Genomic DNA, 16,864 nt, shown 5'->3' with positions numbered 1-16,864 from the left:
TGGAGCCATGTATCTCGCGCGGCCACACCTGCACCCCGGGGATACCGGCGGATATGTCAGCGGATGGGTGGTGCTGATCGGCTTCGTGGTGGCGTTTGCGCTGCTGGCACTGGCCGTGGTGATCAGCATCCGGCGGAAACGGCGGCAGCGATGAGCATCGGCTATGACCCGGGTTCGCCGGTCCCGCCGTACGAACAGGTCCGGACGGCCTTGGCAACGCAGATCAACGACGGCACCCTGGCGGTCGGCACGAAGCTCCCGACGGTCCGCGGATTGGCCGCAGATCTGGGCATCGCGCCGAACACCGTGGCCCGCGCGTACCGCGAACTGGAGGAAGCCGGTCTGCTGGAAACCCGAGGCAGAGCAGGCACTTTCGTAGGCGCAACGGGCGATTTCGCCCTGACCCGAGCACAGGCGGCCGCGGCGTCGTACGCATCGGTGATCCGGCAGCTGGGCCTCACCGCGGAGCAGGGCCTGGCGATCGCGGAGGCGGCGCTGCGCTGAAGGCCCTACGCTCGGGCCCGTGGCAACCGACGGGAGTGACCGATGAGCTTCACGAACCTGATCGTGCCGGGCGCGTTGATCCTGGTGCTGGTCGTTATTCTGGTGGTGAAGTTCACCGCAGGGCGGCCTCAGCAACCGCCGCGGTCCGGACCTCCGCAGGGTCCTGGTCCGGGTGGTCCGCAGCAGTACGGCGGGCAACCGGGCGGGCCTCAGCAGTACGGCGGGCAACCTGGCGGGCCATCACAACCCGGCATGCCGCCGTACTCCGGTGGGCAACCGCAATTCGGCACGCCATCGCAACCCGGCGGGCAGCCGCAGCCTGGCACACCGCCGCAATACGGCACGCCATCCCGGTCCGGCGGGCAGCCGCACCCCGGCGGGCAACCGCAATACGGCACGCCATCCCAGCCCGGCGGGCAGCCGCACCCCGGCACACCGCCGCACCACAGCACGCAGCCGGGTAACCAGCAATTCCCACCACAGCAGCCCGGCTCCCCGCAACCCGGCGCGCCCCAGCAGCACCCTCAGCAACCACCCGCCCCACCGCAAAACCCGCCGCAGGCGTGAGTCACATCGCGCGGTAGTCCCGCAGTTCGATGCGCGGCCCGAACCTCGGCCGGCGAGCCCCGGCCGTCTCCAAATACCGGATCACCCGTTGCCGCTGCGGTGCGTACGGCTGTAGCAGCTGCGCCATCTGCTCGTCGTCGATCTTGTGGCCCAGCAGGGTGTGCCCGACCATCGCCGGGATGTTGTAGTCCCCGAAGCTGACCGCGTCCGGGTCGCCCCATGCGCGCTGGGCGATTTCCGCCGCCGTCCACACGCCGATTCCCCGCACCTTCCGCAGCAACGCCCGTCCCTCGGCGCCGCGCAGGGACACCGCTTCCTCCAGCCGCGGGGCGACCCGGGCCGCCTCGATGAGGGTCGTGCGGCGCTTGACGTCCACGCCGATCCGGTGCCAGTTCCAGTCCACAATGGACCGAATAGCGACCGGATCAGGGGGTACCCGAAGGAAATCCGGCCCCGGACCGGGCGCGCGCGTACCGAACCACCGGCACAGCTCCGCCCACGACCGGATTGCCTCCTTGCCACTCACCTTCTGTTCCAGCACGGCCAGCACGAGCGCGTCCCAAACCCGGCCGGTCGCGCCCAGCCGGAGCCCGGGCGAACATCGGCGCGCTGCGGCGATCACGGGGTGGTGGGCGACGAATCCGGCGTCGTCATCGTCGGCGCCGAGCAGCGCGGGTACGCCGTCGAGCAGGAATTCCGCGCCGTCGCCCCAAGCTTCGGCCTCGACGACCCTGTCCGCTCGCGGCAGCAGCGCCAAAGTTCCTTTGCCACCAGGGGTGTTCGCGGCCAGCCACCAGACCCCGCGGTCACGCCGGAAGTTCAGCGACCCGCGGCCACGGCTGAGCGGACCCAGCACCGCGGCCAGGTCCACCGGGAACGGCGGGCGCCACTCCATCAGGTGTCACTCGAGAATCGGATGCCGCCGTCCGGCACGGTGACTCCGGGCCACACGCGGACGCCGTCGAGCAGCTCGCAGCCCGCGCCCACCGAAGCGCCGTCGCCGAGTACCACCCCGCGCAGCACCGCACCCGCGCCGACCACCACCCCGCGGCCCAGCACCGAACGTTCCACAATGGCGTCGCGGCCGATCACGGCGTCGTCGAAAATCACCGAGCCGGACACCGTCGCCCCTTGCTCCACGACTGCCCGCGCACCGATGGTCGACCCGTCGGTCAGCTTGGCCCCGGTGAACACCGAAGCCCCTTCCAATACGAGGAAGTCTCCGGTCGGACCGGCCAGTGCCGAGGTGGGCGCAATACCGCGGACGAGGTCGGCGCTGCCGCGGACGAACGCCTCCGGGGTGCCGACGTCGAGCCAGTACGAAGAGTCGACAAAACCATGCAGGTGCGCACCGTCGGCGAGGAGTCCGGGGAAGGTTTCGCGCTCGACGGACACCCGGCGCCCGGCCGGGATGGTCTCGATCACCGGCCGCCGGAAGACGTAGCAGCCGGCGTTGATCTGGTCGGTGGGCGGGTCCGGCGTCTTCTCGAGGAAGGCCGTGACGCGCCCGTCCTCGTCGGTGGGCACCGAGCCGAAGCGGCTGGGGTCGGGGACGCGCTGGAGGTGGAGGGTGACGTCCGCGGCGGAGCCGAGGTGGGTGGCGAGCTGGGCGTGCAGGTCGGCGCCGGAGAGGATGTCGCCGTTGAAGACGATCGCGTGGTCGGCGCGGAGCCGGTCGTAGACGTTGCGGATGGCACCACCGGTGTCGAGCGGCTCGTCCTCGACGACGTACTCCAGCTCCAGGCCGTGCGCGGACCCGTCGCCGAAGTACTCCTCGAACACCTCCGCCCGGTACGACGTGCCGAGCACCACGTGCCGGATACCGGCCGCGCGGATGCGGGAAAAGAGGTGGCTGAGGTAGGGGGTACCGGCTGTGGGCAGCATCGGTTTCGGCGCCGACAGCGTGAGCGGACGCAGCCGCGTGCCCTGCCCGCCGACCAGCACGACGGCGTCGACCTCGACCTCGGACGTCACAGCACTCTCCTTTGTATCACGCCCCGCTGGGCGACAAGCCGCGGGAAACGTGGGCGGCGCGGGCCCCGAGGGCCTACCCTAGACAGGAAACAGGCGGGCCTTTTCCTAGAGGGCCCCGGGTCAGTCGGGAGGCCGAGGGGAATGGACCCCCGCGATCGCGCGGACGCCCTGCTCGCACGTGCACGTTCGCGCGGAACCTTCGTGGTGACGCCGGACAACATGACGTCGCCGATGGACGCCTCCAACACCCAGCAGATCCCGAGATCGGTGGTGTCCGACCTGGACCCGGACACCACGACCCAGCTCCCGGCATCGCTGATCGAGGAAAACGACCACCCGCTCGCCGCGGGCACCTCCACGCAACCGTCGCCGCACCCACTGGCCCAGCCGTCCCCGACGAGGCCGCTGGAGGTACCGGGCCCGCAGGCCACCACGCCGCTGGTGCCGCGCCCGCAGGCCGCCCCGGTCGCAAGCCCGCTGAGGGAACAGGACGAGGCCGAGATGACGGGTCTGGTTCCGACGATCAAGCAGACCAACGGCCGCTCGGATCTGTCCAGGCGTCTCGACGGTCTGTGATCTTGCTGGGATTTCGTTGAGCTGGTGCTCGTGCGGGGTTTCGCAGGCCGCTGAGCCCGCGGGGGTTTGTGCGGGCGAGTAGCCACCGTGTTTTCGGTGGCCGGTGACCACTGGGGCTTCCCGGCCGGTGATTTTCGCGGCGCTTCCGCAAGCCTGTGACCGAGCGGGTTTCCTCGGGCCGGTCGCCCGACCGAGTTTGCGCGGCGCTTTCACAGGTCTGCGACCCCGCACTGGCTTCTCCGGCCGGTATTTCCGCGTCGGTCTGGCTCCGCGGGAGCTATCCGTCCTTCCGGGTCTCCAGCTTCACCCGCAACGCCAGCCCCAGCTTCACCGCCGCGAGCACCGGCTTCCACTGCAGCCCGTGGTGCCGGTCGGCGAGGTAGCGGTATGCGCTCGCATGGTGGGCACGCAGCATTTTCGCCGACGCCCGCGCCGTCGAGTGCCCGCCGATGTGCATCACACTCGCCGATGGCGCATACACATTCAGCCACCCGGCCTTCGCGAGCCGGTCCCCGAGATCGACGTCCTCGAAATACATGAAGTACCGCGGATCGAACCCACCGACCGCGTCGAACGCCTCGCGCCGGAAGAGCTGGCACGAACCCGACAGCCAGCCGGACGTCCGCTCGGCGGGTGCCGAGTTTTCCTGGCGATACTGGCGGGTCCAGGGGTTACCGGGCCAGATCTTGCCGAACACCGCATGCCCGATCCCGCGCCCGAACGACGGCAGCAGCCGGGCAGAGGGGTAGACGGTGCCGTCGAGGTCATGGATCAACGGCCCGAACGCAGCCCCGCGCGGCCACCGCCCGGCGACCTCGAGCAACGCGTCGAGCGACCCGGGCTCCCACTCGAGGTCCGGATTGACCACGACGACCCAGCCGAAGCTGTCGTCGAGCGCCGCAACGCCACGGTTGGCGGCCGTCCCGTAGCCGACGTTCTCGCCGATGCTGACCAGAGTGACGTTCTCCCGCTCGGCCGCTTTCTCGGGCGCACCGTCGGTGGAAGCATTGTCGGCGACCACGACGTGCACCTCACGGTCGGTCGCTTTGCCGAGCGTGTCGAGGAACTTCTCGAGCGTTTCCCCGGGAAAGTACGTCACGGTCACAACACCGACGCGGTCGCCGTACACACGCTGCTCAGTCACGGCGCCATTGTCCACCGCTCACGCACGGCTACAACAACCCGCCGACCCGATCACCTAGGGTAATCTTGAGCGGGTCACAATGTGCGAATGCCTGTGCACGCCTTCATCGACGAATCGATCCGCGCTCGCCGCTGTCTCCTGCGTATGACTGTCGTGGAGCCTGCGCACCTGGGACCGACCCGGCGAGCCCTGACCGGATTGCTTCTCCGCGGTGCGCGGGAACTTCACTTCAAGAAGGAGAAGGATCCACGCCGAAGACAGATCGTCGATCAGATGATGAAGCTGGCGGTCACCGTCCGGATGTACTCCGGGCCTTGCTTGCCCAAGACCGAAGAGCTGGTCCGTCAGGATTGCCTGCATCGGGCGATCGAGGATTTGCTCGACCTGCGGGCGCACCGCCTCGTGCTCGACACCCGTGACCACCGCGATGTGCATGACCACCGGACCCTGTGGCATGCCCTTGGCGCACGACCGTCGAACACTCGCCTGACCTACGAACACCTTGACTCGACGCTGGAGCCCATCCTGTGGGTATCGGACGCAGTGGCTTGGTGCTTCGGAGCGGGAGGCGGATGGGCCGATCGCGTGGCACCGCTGATCGCCGAGCAGATCAAGGTCTGAACAGGCGAAGAGCCTGTGAGACGACCGTCCGGACGCGTCACAGGCTCTCATACTCGGTCCTACGAGGACCTCGCATCACAGAGCGTAGCACAGCACGACTGACTGCCAAAGTTGTCGCGTGCGCGGATAGCAAGATTCACCGGTTGCGTAAATGCCGATGCCAGGCTTTGCCGTACGCCTCACGGTGGCGGTCTGCCGTTGTCGCCCAAGCGAATTCCTTTGCGCGGCGCTGGGCGGCAGACGCCAGGAACGCGCGGCGGGACGGGTCGGCTAGGAGTTCCGTGAGTGCCGCGGCGACGTCACCTGCGCCGACGCCGCAGTATGCCACCGCGTCGCCGCCGACCTCCGGTAACGACAACCTCCGGGTGGTGAGAACCGCTGCGCCGCAAGCCATTGCTTCGAGAACGGGGAGGCCGAAGCCTTCGCCGAGACTCGGGTACGCGACCAGGTCGGATCCGCCGAGGAAGCCGGCGAGGGTGCCGAACGGCAGGTAACCGGCGCGGATCACGCGGAGGCGGTGCGGTACGGCGTCGAGGGCGCGTTCGACCTGGGTGTCCCAGCCGGGTTGACCGGCGAGCACGAGCGCGGGCGGGTCGCGGCGGCCGGCGACCGCGCGCGCGTACCCGCGGATCAGCGCCGGGACGTTCTTGCGCGGTTCGAGGGCACCGAGGAAGGCGATGTACGGCGTCGTCCCGAGGCCGACCGCAGCGCGCGCGGCGGCGATTTCCTCCGGAGACGGCGGGTGGAAACGTTCGCTGTCGACGCCGTGGTGGATGATCTCCAACTCCGCGCGATGCACCGGACTGACGCGCGCCAGCTCGGCGGCGGTCGCGTGACTGGGCACTACGCAGAGTGTCGCGCGGCGGAGGGCGGTGGTGGTCCAGGCGCGGAAGAAGCGGGCTTTCACGGACGAGTGCAGGACGGCGTCGGTGAAGAAGGTCGCGTCGTGCAGGGTGACGACCGAAGCGGCCCCGCTGCCGAGCGGCATCGTGTAGTGCGGCGAGTGGACTACGTCCGGGGCAAGCCGGCGCGCGAGTCTCGGGAGGGTGGCTTGTTCCCAGGTCAGCCGCGCGGTGCGGGTGGAGGTGGCAGGCGATGCGGCGACGACCGTGGAGCTGCGCGCAAGCTGGTCGTAGAGCGGCAGATCCCGCGGCTGGCAGACGACCGTGAGCCGGGCCCCGTCCTGATCGAGCGCCGAGACGAGCGAGTCCACGTACCGACCGACCCCACCCCGGTCCGCGGGCACCGCGGTCGCGTCGATCAGCACACGGGGATCACCGGTCACGAGTGCAGCGTACGGCGATCACGCACCGCACAGGTCAGGAACCGGCAAACTTCCCTTATGCCTGCAGTCGGACGCTGTTGGAAGGGCGGCCAGTGGGTGGGTTATTCCTCACCGCGAGCCGGTCGGACGGCGCGACCCTCGATGACGCGGAGGGAGCATGCTTCGCCAGGTGGGTGCGAGGGGACCCATCGCGGACACTCGGGCGTGGGGGAGGGATTCTCGCAAGCGCATAGGCGGGGTGAAGGGGACGTTCATTCCTTCCGCGGCGGTCGTGAGGGGGACCATCGCAACAGTCAGCCGCACGACGGGGACCCTCGCAAGCGACCGGACGGGATGAAGGGGACCTTCACACCATCCGCGGCGGCCGTGAGGGGGACCATCGCAACAGGCAACTGCGCGACGGGGACCCTCGCGAACGAACAAGCGAGCGGGCGGGCGGGCGAGTGAGCGGACGGGCGGGCGGACGGACGGGCGGGCAGACGAGCAAGCGAGCGGATTGAAGGGGACCTTCATTCCTTGCCGGGCGTAGTCGGCATGGCTCTTGCCGGAGCGCCGTTGGCAAGTCGCGACTGCCCGGCGAGAAGAAAGGTATGAAGGGGAGCTTCACGCCTTCCGGAGTTCATTACCGCGATAGCTCACCACAGCCAGCCCCGACACCCACGCCGCCCCAAACCCACGCCCAGCCCGAGTCACCCCAAACCCACGCCGCCCCGACATCCGGAGCTGCCTCAAACCCACGCCAACCCAATCCGCGCCATGCCAAACCCACGGCCATCCCAAACCCACGCCCGGCCCCAACACCCGAGCCACCCTCAACCCCACCCCGGCCCCACCCTCAACCTCACCTCAACCCCAAACCGGCCCAAAAGCTCAACACGCGACCCCAACGACCCTCACCCAGCCCGTCGATGTGCCGCCCAAACCGCCTCCGCCGCGGCTCGCCACGTGAACGTTCGCGAGCGTTCCCGTCCCAACCTCGACAGTTCCCCTGCTCGCTCGGCCGACCCCAGCACCTCACGCAACCCCGCGGCCAGCGCCGGTGCATCCCCCCGCGGTACCACCACCCCTGCGCCGCCCGCGACCTCCACCAGGGCCGGGACATCCGTGTGCACCACCGGCACCCCCACCGCCATCGCCTCCAGCAGCGGCAACCCGAAACCCTCCGCCAGGCTCGGGACTGCCAGCACCGAAGCACCGCGCAGCGCCGTCGACAGCTGGGCGTCCGTCACCTTTCCCAGTACCCGCACCGATTTCAGCCCTCGCTCGGCTGCCAGGCGGACCGGGTCGATCCCTCCCCACCCGGGCTGGCCGGCAATCACCAAACCGACCCCGTCGAGTTGTGCGACGGCATCCACTAGCACGTCCATGCCCTTGCGCGGCTCGATCGTCCCGACCGTCAGCACATACCGCGGCGGCAAGTCCAGCGAAGCCGACCCCGCCGGCACCGAAACCCCGTGCGGTACGACGCGCACCGGCACCGTCACGTCCACCAGCACCGCCAGCTCGTCGGCCACCGCGCGGGTCGGGACGATCAGGCCCGACGCCCGGCGCGCCGCACGCGCGATCATCGACCGGTGCCAGCTCACCCCGCGGGCCGTCAGGGTTTCCGGGTGCGTCCACGGGACCGTGTCGTGCACCGTCACGGTCAGTGTTCGGCCAGCCGGGGCACGAGGGGGCGCGAACGGGGTAGGCGCATGCACTGCGTCACCGCCCGGCCACCACCGGACGCCCAGCTGCCACAGCGCGACCAACGCGCGCGGCGGCAGCGGCAGTACGCGCGGTCCCTCGACCCCCTCGATCTGCGCCGCCGACACGTCGGCATGCCGCGCGACCACGCTGGACACGCTCCAGCCCGGCGGCGCGGTGCGCGCGAGCGCGGGCAGCAGCTCGGCCGTGTACCGGCCGGTGCCACCCGGAACGGGGGCGAGCAACTGCTCGGCGATCACGACCAGTTCGGGCACGCCGCTATTCTCTCCCAGGTGACCAGCGCGGAATCCGGCACCACCGTCGTCGTGGTGACCTGGCGTGGCGCGGCCCACCTCACCGCCTGCCTCGACGCCCTCGCCGCGCAGAGCCGTCCACATCGGACACTCGTGGTGGACAACGCTTCCGCCGACGGCACCGCCGCCCTCCTCGCCGCCCACCCGAGCCGTCCGGAGGTACTGCGGCTGCGGCGCAACACCGGGTACGCCGGTGCGATGGCCCGCGCGCTCGACCGCGTCACCACCCCCCGCATCGCCTGGCTCAACGACGACGCCGCCCCCGAACCAACCTGGCTCGCGACCCTCGAAGACACCCTCGACAACCAGCCGCTCGCCGCCGCCGTCACGTCGCGGCTGGAGCTGCCCGACGGGCGTACGCAGTCGACCGGCGTCCGGCTCACGGCCGACGGGCATGGCGCTGACCTCGCCGAACCTTCCACCGAGGTCTTCGGCTTCTGCGGCGGCGCCGCGCTGCTGCGCACCGAGGCCGTCCGCGCGGTCGGCGGCGTACCGGCGAGCTTCTTCTGTTACTACGAGGACACTGACACGGCGTGGCGGCTGCGGCTGGCCGGCTGGCACGTCGTCGCCGCGCCGGCAGCCCGCGTCCGACACCTCCACGGCGCCAGCACGAACCCCGGGTCGCCGCAGTTCCACCGCTGGAACGAACGCAACCGCCTGCTCATGCTGCTGCGCTGCGCACCGGCCGCGGTCGCCGTGCGTGAGCTGGCGCGATTCGCCGTCCTGACCGCGCTGCTGCCGCTCCGCCGCACGCGTCCGAAAGCCGCCAACTTCGACCCTGCGCTGCGCTTGCACGTGCTTGCGGAAGTTGCCGTCCGGCTACCCGCCACGCTGCGGGAACGCGGCCGCGTCACCCGGATCGCGGCACTGCGCCGAGGCGCGATCTGGGAGGCATGGGCCGGGCTTTAAGCTGGGCGGAAATCGACAAGACAGGGAGCTCGTCTTGGCAGTGGGGGACCCGCAACCGCTCGTCTCGGTGATCGTGGTGAACTACCGCGGCGCCGACGACACCATCACCTGCCTGCGGGCGCTCGAGGGCCTCGACTACCCCAACACCGAGCTGATCTGCGTCGACAACGCTTCCGGTGGCGACGACGCTGCGCGCATCCGGGCCGCGGTACCCGGCGCCAAGATCATCGAATCGCCAGTCAACACCGGGTTCGCGGGCGGCTGCAACCTCGGCGCGCGGCACGCGAACGGCACCGTCCTCGGCTTCCTCAACAACGACGCCCGCCCCGCGCCGGCCTGGATCTCCGCGGCGGTCGCCGAGCTGCGCGCGCAGCCGGCCGTCGCCGCGGTCGCGAGCAAGGTCCTCGATTGGGACGGCACCGGCACCGACTTCGTCGACGCAGGCCTGACCTGGTTCGGCATGGGCTACAAACGGCACGCGGGCAGCCCGCTCGCCGACGTGCCCGCAGCCGAGCACGACGTAGCAAAGGACGTGCTCTTCGGTACCGGTTCGGCGCTGTTCGTCCGCGCGGCGGTGTTCGCCGAGCTGGACGGCTTCGACGAGCGGTTCTTCATGTTCTACGAGGACGTCGACCTCGGCTGGCGGCTCAACCTGCGCGGCTGGCGCGTCCGGTACGTGCCGGAATCCCTCACCTACCACCGGCACCACGGCACGATGGCCGCCGTCGACGCGCTCGACACCGGCCGCGAGACCTTCCTCTTGGAGCGCAACGCACTCGCAGCGCTGTACAAGAACCTGTCCGACGAATCCCTGGCCCGCGCGTTACCCGCGGCGCTCGCCCTGGCCGTGCGCCGGGCCACCGCACGCGGCGGCATCGACGCGGACCAGCTCGATCTGGAAAAAGGCGTCGGACCAGTCGACACCTCCGACGTCGCCATCCCCCGCACAGCGCTCGCCGGCGTGCTGGCAGTGGACCGGTTCGTGGAAATGCTGCCGTCGCTGGCCGAGTCCCGCGCGGCCGAGCAAGCCGCGCGCGTACGCACCGACGCCGACCTGCTTCCCTTGCTGCGCAAGGCACTTGAGCCCGCCTACCCCTTGCCGGATTACCTGCGGGCGCACGAAATCCTGGTCGAAGCGTTCGGGATCGAGCAGGTTTTCGGGCAGCGGCGCAAGATTCTCGTGCTCACCGGCGATTCGATCACCGAGCGGATGGCCGGACCCGCGATCCGCGCGTGGAACATCGCCTCGACACTCGCCACCGAGCACGACGTCCACCTCATGACCACGAACCCGCTGGTCTCGCCGCCGCCCGCGGCGTTCCGGATCAGCTCGGGCAAGCATCGCGACCTCGACGGCCCCATCGCGTGGGCCGACGTCATCATCCTGCAGGGCCACGTGCTGGAGCTGGCGCCGTCGCTGAAAAAGCAGCACGAGCACAAGATCGTGGTCGCCGATGTCTACGATCCGATGCACCTGGAGCTGCTGGAACAGGGCAAGGACGCGCCCGACGACCAGCGCGCGCTCGACCTCGCCGGCGTCACCCGGGTCCTCGACGCGCAGCTCGAACGGGCCGACTTCTTCCTCTGCGCGTCCGAACGGCAGCGGCATTTCTGGCTCGGTCACCTCGCCGCGCTCGGCAGGCTGTCCCCGCGGCTGTACGACGCGGATCCGACCACGCAGTCGCTGCTCGCGGTGGTGCCGTTCGGCCTTTCCCCGCAGGCGCCGGTCCGCACCGGGCCGGGTTTGCGCTCGTCGCTGGGAATCGGCGAATCCGACCGCGTGGTGCTGTGGGCGGGCGGGGTGTACAGCTGGTTCGACCCGCTGACGCTGATCCGCGCTTTCGATCTCCTGCGCCACCGCCGCGACGACGCCCGGCTCGTATTCCTCGGGATGAAACATCCGAATCCCGAGGTCGCGGAAATGGATATCGGCGCGCGGACCATGCGGCTCGCGGATTCACTCGGGCTGACGGACAAGAACGTATTCTTCAACGAGCAGTGGGTCCCGTATTCAGACCGGCAGAATTGGCTTCTCGACGCCGATTGCGGTGTCACCACGCATTACGAGCACGTCGAGACCACCTTCGCTTTCCGCACTCGCGTACTCGATTACCTCTGGTCCGGATTGCCGATTGTCACCACCGACGGTGACGCATTTGCCGACCTCGTCCGTGCCGAAAACCTCGGCGTCGTGGTACCCGCCGAAGATGCCGCCGCGTTGGCCGATGCCCTCGAAAAGTGCTTGTACGATAAGGAATTCACGGCCGGATGCGTCGAGCGGATCCGGGTGGTCGCGCAGCGGTACGCGTGGCCGGAAGCCTTGAAGCCGCTGGTGGAATTCTGCCGGAACCCGCGTCCGGCCGCGGATCGCCTCCCCGGCGGCGCCGATCTCACCACGAGCGAACCGGTCCGCGGTGCCGCATTGGTACGTCGTGACCTCGCGCTGGTCCGCGAATACCTCGCTGCCGGCGGCCCGGGCGAGCTGGCGCGACGCGCGGCTGGCCGGGTCACGAAGGTCGCCCGCGAGCGGTTGCGCCGTGGCTGACCGTCCCCTGCGCGTCCTCCTCGACGGCACTCCCCTTCTCGGCTCCCGCACCGGGATCGGCCGCTATACCGCCGCACTGAGTGAAGAACTCGCGTCAATGTCCGAAGTGGACCTTCGCGCCGTCGCCTTTACCTTGCGTGGCTGGCGAAAACTCCGCCACGTCCTCCCGCACGGCGTACAGGCGCGCGGCATGCCAGTGTCGGCTCGGCTCCTCCGAGCCAGCTGGCTACGCTCGCAACTACCGCCGGTCGAGCTTTTCGCCGGAACCACGGATGTCGTACACGGCACCAATTTCGTCCTCCCCGGCCGACTTCGCGCCGCCGGGGTATTGACCATTCACGACCTGGCTTTCATCGACGCCCCCCAGGAATTGTCGCCATCGGACCGAACCCTGCCGGAACTGGTCCGCCGTGGTGCGCATCGCGCGAGCGTCATTTGCACCCCGACGGAAGCCGTCGCAGATTTGGTAGCCGAGAAACTGGACGTCGACCGTTCCCGCATTGTCGCGACCCCGCTCGGCGTCAATCCGGCGTGGTTCACCGCCCGTCCTCCCGATGACGGTGTCCGCGCAAAACTGCGGCTCCCGGACAAATACCTGCTCTTCGCCGGTGCCGCCGGTCCCCGCAAGGGACTCGACTGGCTGGCCGCCGCGCACGCCGCCGCCCCCGACCTGCCCCCGCTGGTTTTCGCCGGTCCCGGCCCGTTCCCGCGGTTGCCCCGCTCCGGCCAGACCGGCTATCTGTCCGATGTGGACCTGCGCACCGTGGTCGCCGGGGCCGCTGCCCTGGTCCTGCCTTCCCGCGACGAAGGCTTCGGGCTCCCGATCCTGGAAGCCATGGCCTCCGACGTCCCCGTGGTGTGCACCGACATCCCCGCGCTGAGGGAAGTCGCGGGCGACTGCGCCACCCTGGTCCAGTACGACGACGTCGACGGCCTGGCCGACGCCCTGCGGCAAGCCGTGATCGACCCGCACGCAACCGCGACGTCCACCGCAAGACGCGCCCACGCCGCCGGTTTCACCTGGCACAACACCGCCCTGCGCACCCTTGCCGCATACCGCCAGGCCGCCGGACGCTGACCGCGCAAACCCCGCGAGTCTCCCACAGACCAGCGGGTAGCGGCGAACCGTCCGCGAAAGACGAACGCGCCTTTACCGAAGTGCCCTCGAAACCGACGCTCAGTGCGGAAGCACAGCTCGGGCAAGGGAGCGCTCATGCAGATCGGCGACATGCGCATCGACGCGCTCATCGACGGTGAGGCCGCGCTGGACAAGGAGGGCCTCTACGGGGGCGTAAACCCGCCCACGGAGGAAGATTGGGCGCCCTACGCGAGATACCTCGATCCGTGCACCGGACAGCAGATCAACACCATCGGGTCGTACCTCATTCGCTACCGCGACAAGGTTGTCTTGCACGACACCGGAATGGGACTCGATGCCCTGCCGCCATTCAACGGTGGCGGGCTGCGGTCGGCGCTGTGGGCGCTGGACGTCAGCCCGCTCGACATCACCGACGTCGTGTACTCACACCTGCACATCGACCACATCGGCTGGACGTCGCAAGCAGGCAAGGCGTACTTCCCCAATGCGGCCATCCGGATCGACCGGCGCGATTGGGAGCACTACTCCCCTACCGGCTACCAGCTCGAGGAGTGGGAAGTCGCGGTCACCAAGGCCGACCGCGACCTGGTCTCAGTCAGGTTCGCGCCGGTCGCCCACCGGATCGAGCTTTTCGAGGCCGGGGACGAGATTCTGCCCGGCATCGTCGCGCTGGAAGCCGCCGGGCACACCCCAGGGCACACGGTGTTCGAGCTGACTTCCCGAGGCGAGCAGGGTCTGCTGCTCGGCGATCTGGTGCACACGCAGGGGGAACTGGTCGAGGCCTGGGATCTGGCCTTCAACCAGGACCACGGCAAGGCCATCGAGGCAATCGAACGGTACCGGCGCCGCCTCTACGACACCGGGCTGCCGTTCGCCGCGGCCCATTTTCCCGGCCTGAAATGGGGTCGGCTGGTCAAGGACGGCGCGACCCCATCCGGCATCGCCTACGAGACCGTCCGGTAGGAACCTCATGTACGACAGTCTTTCCCGGCACGTGTGCTGGGTCGCCGGGGGCGCGCACGGGATCGGCCGGGCCATCACGCAGGCCTTGGCGCGCGACGGTGCCCGGCTGGTCATCGCGGACCTCGACGAGACCGCAGGCAAGAGCCTCGTCGACGAGATCACCAGCGCAGGCGGCGAAGCGACGTTCACCGAGACCGACGTCTTGCGCACCGAATCGGTCCGCGCCAGCGTCGCTTCGGCTGAAGAACACTTCGGCCGCCTCGATGTCGTCGTCAACTCCGCCGGGGCGACGAGCAACGGGCGCGACGACGATTTCGAGCGCAACGTGGACATGTTCCTGTTCGGCATGTGGCGCGGGATGCGTGTGGGAATCCCGATCCTGCAGCGGTACGGGGGCGGTTCGGTCGTCAACATCGCCTCGATCAGCGGTATCACCGGATCGATCGGACCGACCGGGTACGGCCCCGCGAAACACGGCGTGATCGGCGCGACCAAGGACGCGGCGCTCCGTTATGCGCGCGACGGCATCCGGGTCAACGCGGTGTGCCCCGGTTATGTCGAAACCCGGATGACCGCCGCGATGACCTCCAGCGAGGCGGAAAGCCGCACGCTGATCACACAGACGCTGCGGGTACCGATGGCGCGCTGGGGCCGTCCGGAAGAGATCGCCGCCGCGGTGGCGTTTCTGGCTTCCGACCAGGCTTCGTTCATCACCGGCCACGCCCTCGTCGTCGACGGCGGACTCACCGCGCGCTGAACCACCGGAAGTACACCCGCGTTCGGCTTGGCCGAACAACGCTTCGGCTGACCGCCACCGATTCCTAACCTCGGACCACGTCCACAAGGCGCCACGACGCCCTGGCGCTCGAACCGAGAGGACACCCGGATGACCGAGAACCTGCTGCCCGGCGCCGAGCGCTGGCTTGCCGACTTCGAGCGGGCGCTCGCGACCTGTGCCGCCGACGCGCTCGCGAGCTTGTTCGCGGAGCAGTCCTACCTGCGCGACAACGGTGCGCTGACCTGGGACTTCCGGCAGTTCCACGGCCGGGAAGCCGTCGTCTCGACGTTGCTCCGCGTCGTCGCCGACATCAAGCCCGCCAACTTGCGCATCGCCGGTGAATGGCCCGTGCCGCACTTGTTCGGCGAGGGTGACTCGGCGGTGGTGGAGATCTTCTTCGAGTTCGACACGGCCGCGGGCGTCGGACTCGGGCTGCTCAACGCGCGGCCCGACGCGCAGTCGCCGTACGGCTTCACCGCGCACGCCCTCTACACGCGGCTCGAACGGCTGCACTCGGTCGAGCCGCCCGAGGTGCATCCGCGCGGTCTGGGGTACGACCCCGCGCAGCCGGGCCAGACCTACGGCGAAAACCGCCAGGCCCGGCGGGAGTTCACCGGCACCGACCCCGAGGTGCTGATCGTCGGCAGCGGGCAGGCGGGCCTGATCACCGCCGCGTACCTGCGCCGGTTCGGCGTGTCGGCGCTGGTCGTGGACAAGAACGAGCGGGTCGGGGACAACTGGCGCAACCGGTACGAAGCGCTGGCCCTGCACAACCCGGTGGAGATGAACGGCTTCCCCTTCCTGCCGTTCCCGGCGCACTACCCGGAATACCTGCCCAAGGACGTCGTCGCCGACTGGCTGGAGATCTACGCCCGCTACCTCGATCTCGACGTCTGGACGGCGACCTCGTTCGAGGGTGCCGAACGCGACGAGACGGCCGGGACGTGGACCGCGACGGTTCGCCGCGGCGACGGCCGGACCCGGGTGCTGCACCCGCGGCACATCGTCCACGCGACCGGCGGCATCGGTGGCAAACCTGCGATCCCCGAATTGCCAGGGCTCACCGAGTTCGCGGGCAAGGTCGTCCACTCTTCGGCCTATCACGGGGCAACGCAGGTTGCGGCGCGCAAGGCGATCGTGGTCGGCGTGGGCGCGAGCGGTCACGACATCGCGCTGGACCTGCACAACCACGGCGTCGAGGTGACGATGGTCCAGCGCGGTCCGGTCGTGGTGAACCACGTGGCCACCGCGAACCTCGCGTACGCCGCCTACTTCGACGGCACGCCGACGGAACTGGTGGACGTGCGCTACGGGGTCGGCCTGATCAATCCACTCCGGACCGCCGGATCGCAGCAGTACCACCGGATGGCGAAGGAAATGGACGCCGATCTGCTGCGCGGGCTCGAGGCGGCCGGGATGCGACTCGGGGACGGCGTCGACCAGGCCGGATGGCTCGATCTGTTCCTGCGCACCGGAAGCGGGTACTACCTGAACGTCGGGGCCTCCGAAGCGATCGTCGACGGCCGCATCTCGGTCCTGCCTGCCGATCGGATCGCGACGTTCGGACCCGACGGCGCCCGGCTCGCCGACGGTGGCGTCGTCGAGGCTGACCTGATCGTGCTGGCCACCGGGTACCAGAACCGCTCCGTGGAGGTGGCGGAACAGTTCGGCGCGGACGTCGCCGGACGCGTCGGCACCATCGCCCGGCTCGACGACGAGGGCGAATGGGCCAACATGTGGTGCCAGACCGGGCAGCCCGGCCTGTGGTTCAACGGCGGCGGCATCAACCAGGTCCGCCCCGGATCGCTCCGCCTTGCGCTGCTGGTGAAGGCGGAACTGGACGGCGCGATTCCCGCGTCCTTCCGGCGCTCAGCAGGCGCACCGGTTCTTGGCTGACGG

General features: G+C 69.6%; 16 protein-coding genes. 10 read left to right on the top strand and 6 right to left on the bottom strand.

All coding sequences use genetic code 11. The annotated features are described in order from the left end of the window. The first annotated feature begins 7 nt into the window (after positions 1–7). Entirely contained in the window at positions 8–154 is a 147-nt protein-coding gene (locus OO71_RS49325; protein ID WP_084145387.1) for an LPXTG cell wall anchor domain-containing protein, read from the top strand. Next, the gene (locus OO71_RS29940) at positions 151–504 is read left to right on the top strand and encodes a GntR family transcriptional regulator (RefSeq protein ID WP_033293284.1); all 354 of its coding nucleotides are present in this window, start codon (positions 151–153) and stop codon (positions 502–504) included. The genes OO71_RS49325 and OO71_RS29940 overlap by 4 nt, the downstream gene beginning before the upstream one ends. Before the next feature lie 240 nt (positions 505–744). On the opposite strand, the gene OO71_RS50410 is transcribed toward OO71_RS29940, so the two are convergent. From OO71_RS50410 to manB, 3 genes are read right to left on the bottom strand one after another with little or no spacing between them, the layout of a single operon-like run. Continuing rightward, positions 745–1,026 carry a hypothetical protein gene (locus tag OO71_RS50410; RefSeq protein ID WP_156096612.1) on the bottom strand — a complete coding sequence of 94 codons (282 nt, stop codon included), beginning with the start codon at positions 1,024–1,026 and terminating at the stop codon, positions 745–747. 46 nt (positions 1,027–1,072) lie between these two features. Next, positions 1,073–1,966, bottom strand: a complete 894-nt coding sequence (locus OO71_RS29935; protein WP_033293283.1) for a DNA-3-methyladenine glycosylase family protein — start codon at positions 1,964–1,966, stop codon at positions 1,073–1,075. Then, positions 1,966–3,045, bottom strand: coding sequence for a mannose-1-phosphate guanylyltransferase (gene manB / locus OO71_RS29930; RefSeq protein ID WP_033293282.1), 1,080 nt, complete (start codon positions 3,043–3,045; stop codon positions 1,966–1,968). The genes OO71_RS29935 and manB overlap by 1 nt, the downstream gene beginning before the upstream one ends. Before the next feature lie 141 nt (positions 3,046–3,186). Between manB and OO71_RS29925 the strand changes: the two genes are divergently transcribed. Then, positions 3,187–3,621 carry a hypothetical protein gene (locus tag OO71_RS29925; RefSeq protein WP_033293281.1) on the top strand — a complete coding sequence of 145 codons (435 nt, stop codon included), beginning with the start codon at positions 3,187–3,189 and terminating at the stop codon, positions 3,619–3,621. Positions 3,622–3,898: 277 nt separating this feature from the next. On the opposite strand, the gene OO71_RS29920 is transcribed toward OO71_RS29925, so the two are convergent. Beyond that, positions 3,899–4,765 (bottom strand): glycosyltransferase family 2 protein, encoded by an 867-nt coding sequence (locus OO71_RS29920; RefSeq protein ID WP_211260639.1) that lies wholly within the window; start codon positions 4,763–4,765, stop codon positions 3,899–3,901. Between the two features lie 87 nt (positions 4,766–4,852). On the opposite strand from OO71_RS29920, the gene OO71_RS29915 reads away from it, so the two are divergent. Further along, positions 4,853–5,386: a hypothetical protein gene (locus OO71_RS29915; protein WP_033293280.1), complete on the top strand. Its 534-nt coding sequence runs from the start codon at positions 4,853–4,855 to the stop codon at positions 5,384–5,386. A 136-nt stretch (positions 5,387–5,522) separates the two neighbouring features. On the opposite strand, the gene OO71_RS29910 is transcribed toward OO71_RS29915, so the two are convergent. Then, on the bottom strand, positions 5,523–6,653 hold the full coding sequence (locus OO71_RS29910; RefSeq protein WP_033293279.1) for a glycosyltransferase family 4 protein: 1,131 nt from the start codon (positions 6,651–6,653) through the stop codon (positions 5,523–5,525). A gap of 911 nt (positions 6,654–7,564) precedes the next feature. Beyond that, the gene (locus OO71_RS29905) at positions 7,565–8,632 is read right to left on the bottom strand and encodes a glycosyltransferase family 4 protein (protein WP_033293278.1); all 1,068 of its coding nucleotides are present in this window, start codon (positions 8,630–8,632) and stop codon (positions 7,565–7,567) included. Positions 8,633–8,650: 18 nt separating this feature from the next. Here OO71_RS29905 and OO71_RS29900 point away from each other — a divergent pair, with 18 nt between their 5' ends. The 6 genes from OO71_RS29900 to OO71_RS29875 all read left to right on the top strand — a co-directional run bounded on the left by OO71_RS29900 (position 8,651) and on the right by OO71_RS29875 (position 16,861). Continuing rightward, on the top strand, positions 8,651–9,580 hold the full coding sequence (locus OO71_RS29900) for a glycosyltransferase family 2 protein (protein ID WP_211260638.1): 930 nt from the start codon (positions 8,651–8,653) through the stop codon (positions 9,578–9,580). Positions 9,581–9,614: 34 nt separating this feature from the next. Continuing rightward, entirely contained in the window at positions 9,615–12,125 is a 2,511-nt protein-coding gene (locus OO71_RS29895) for a glycosyltransferase (RefSeq protein ID WP_033293277.1), read from the top strand. Further along, entirely contained in the window at positions 12,118–13,203 is a 1,086-nt protein-coding gene (locus OO71_RS29890; protein WP_033293276.1) for a glycosyltransferase family 4 protein, read from the top strand. Before OO71_RS29895 ends, OO71_RS29890 begins: the two co-directional genes overlap by 8 nt. Before the next feature lie 135 nt (positions 13,204–13,338). Further along, positions 13,339–14,187, top strand: coding sequence for an MBL fold metallo-hydrolase (locus OO71_RS29885; protein WP_033293275.1), 849 nt, complete (start codon positions 13,339–13,341; stop codon positions 14,185–14,187). Positions 14,188–14,194: 7 nt separating this feature from the next. After that, entirely contained in the window at positions 14,195–14,944 is a 750-nt protein-coding gene (locus OO71_RS29880) for an SDR family NAD(P)-dependent oxidoreductase (RefSeq protein ID WP_033293274.1), read from the top strand. Positions 14,945–15,073: 129 nt separating this feature from the next. Beyond that, positions 15,074–16,861, top strand: coding sequence for a flavin-containing monooxygenase (locus tag OO71_RS29875; protein WP_033293273.1), 1,788 nt, complete (start codon positions 15,074–15,076; stop codon positions 16,859–16,861). The last annotated feature ends 3 nt before the right edge of the window (positions 16,862–16,864 follow it).

The sequence above is a fragment of the Amycolatopsis jejuensis genome, assembly GCF_000717335.1.
GTDB lineage: Bacteria > Actinomycetota > Actinomycetes > Mycobacteriales > Pseudonocardiaceae > Amycolatopsis > Amycolatopsis jejuensis.
Note: the sequence above shows the minus strand (reverse complement) of the source record. Positions and strands in the feature narration are given on the sequence as shown.

What these genes read in the sequence shown, in the direction of transcription:
- OO71_RS49325 (WP_084145387.1), top strand. Translation starts at nt 8, where the DNA reads ATGTATCTCGCGCGGCCACACCTGCACCCCGGGGATACCGGCGGATAT.
- OO71_RS29940 (WP_033293284.1), top strand. Translation starts at nt 151, where the DNA reads ATGAGCATCGGCTATGACCCGGGTTCGCCGGTCCCGCCGTACGAACAG.
- OO71_RS29935 (WP_033293283.1), bottom strand. Translation starts at nt 1,966, where the DNA reads ATGGAGTGGCGCCCGCCGTTCCCGGTGGACCTGGCCGCGGTGCTGGGT.
- OO71_RS29925 (WP_033293281.1), top strand. Translation starts at nt 3,187, where the DNA reads ATGGACCCCCGCGATCGCGCGGACGCCCTGCTCGCACGTGCACGTTCG.
- OO71_RS29915 (WP_033293280.1), top strand. Translation starts at nt 4,853, where the DNA reads ATGCCTGTGCACGCCTTCATCGACGAATCGATCCGCGCTCGCCGCTGT.
- OO71_RS29885 (WP_033293275.1), top strand. Translation starts at nt 13,339, where the DNA reads ATGCAGATCGGCGACATGCGCATCGACGCGCTCATCGACGGTGAGGCC.
- OO71_RS29880 (WP_033293274.1), top strand. Translation starts at nt 14,195, where the DNA reads ATGTACGACAGTCTTTCCCGGCACGTGTGCTGGGTCGCCGGGGGCGCG.
- OO71_RS29875 (WP_033293273.1), top strand. Translation starts at nt 15,074, where the DNA reads ATGACCGAGAACCTGCTGCCCGGCGCCGAGCGCTGGCTTGCCGACTTC.